The following is an 872-nucleotide window of genomic DNA, read 5'->3' on the forward strand; positions in this document are numbered from 1 at the left end:
TTTTGTAGTGCTTGTCGACCACCTCGGTAAGCTTTACTCACTTGTTGAAATTTGCTCACCGTTGATTTCCTATAACTTCAATTACTCTTCACGGCTAAACAAAGCGTCGATAAACTCTTGAGTTTCAAAAGGACGCAAGTCTTCAATGCCTTCGCCAACACCAATGTAGCGAATTGGAATACTAAACTGATCAGCGATAGCGAAAATAACGCCGCCCTTCGCTGTACCATCCAGCTTAGTCAATGTAATCCCGGTTAGAGGAGCTACATCACTGAAAAGTTTCGCTTGGCTAATCGCATTTTGGCCAGTACCTGCATCCAGCGTCAGCATGATTTCATGTGGTGCAGAATCATCAATTTTCTTCATCACACGTACAATCTTGCGTAGCTCTTCCATTAGGTTGGCTTTGTTTTGTAGACGACCCGCCGTATCGGCGATAACCACATCGACGCCACGCGCTTTTGCCGCTTCAATCGCATCGTAGATAACCGATGCGCTGTCTGCGCCAGTATGCTGCGCGATCACAGGAACATTGTTACGCTCGCCCCACACTTGCAGCTGCTCAACTGCAGCCGCTCGGAAAGTATCGCCAGCCGCTAACATCACTTTCTTGCCTTGGCTTTGGAACTGCTTCGCAAGTTTACCGATGGTGGTGGTTTTACCCACACCATTCACACCAACCATCAAGATGACATAAGGTGTTTTGCTACTGTCGATATCTAGAGGCTGTTCTACTTTAGATAGAATCTCCGCCATTTCTTCTTTCAGCAGACCATAAAGGGCTTCGCCATCTTTCAGATCACCTCGAGAGGCTTTTTCTGTCAGGTTGTTGATGATTTTTGTGGTGGTGTCCATGCCTACATCGGCAATGA

General features: G+C 46.9%; 1 protein-coding gene. It reads right to left on the reverse strand.

Annotation, left to right across the window (positions count from 1 at the left end; translation table 11 throughout):
• Positions 1–81: 81 nt before the first annotated feature.
• A partial coding sequence (gene ftsY, locus R7Z50_RS25890; protein WP_318149528.1) for a signal recognition particle-docking protein FtsY occupies positions 82–872 on the reverse strand: 791 nt, incomplete at its 5' end.

It is taken from the genome of Vibrio sp. 1249-1 (genome assembly GCF_033340495.1).